This is a genomic window from Sporosarcina sp. USHLN248, assembly GCF_037144575.1.
Classification (GTDB): Bacteria; Bacillota; Bacilli; order Bacillales_A; family Planococcaceae; genus Sporosarcina; species Sporosarcina contaminans.
In genome coordinates this window covers 1-519 of the sequence record NZ_JBBCZC010000108.1, presented here as the reverse complement: position 1 = coordinate 519, position 519 = coordinate 1, and the positions used below count along the sequence as shown (strand labels likewise).

Below are 519 nucleotides of genomic sequence, written 5' to 3'. Positions count from 1 at the left end.
TGGCAACGGAATTGGACAAAACATTGGCGAATTAGCTCTTTCACTTCCGAATGAACTCGGAAGCGATTAATTGTACGATAGCTAGGTTCATACCCTTGAGCCAGCCACATCATACGGATACTGTCTTTTAAGAGGGCTTCAATTTTGCGTCCTGAAAAGACAGATTGCGTGTAGGCGCATAAAATAACTTTAAGCATCATGCGTGGATGGTAGGCAGGGCAACCCTCATTTCGAAGAAATGGTTCGAACGCTTCATGAGGGATGCTTTCAACTAAATGATGGACATGAAAGGCGATATCATTATTTTGTAACTTTACTTCTAAATCTAAAGGCAAAACTAATTGATTCATGGTATAATTTTTAAACATAAGGACCCTCCGATATGATATGGTGTGGTAACTTTATTTTATCAGAAGTGGTCCTTATTTTTATTCAAAAATAATCAAAGCCTGTGAAATTTTACTCGTCGTAAAATTTCACAGGCTTTTTCATTTCAGAGGAGGGTTTTGTCCCAGCCTC

At 38.5% G+C, this 519-nt stretch carries 1 protein-coding gene; it reads right to left on the bottom strand.

Annotated features, from left to right (window positions below):
• Positions 1 to 368, bottom strand: a 368-nt coding sequence (locus tag WFH04_RS18130) for a transposase (RefSeq protein ID WP_336825725.1), incomplete at its 3' end; no start/stop codon positions are given.
• Positions 369 to 519: the final 151 nt, after the last annotated feature.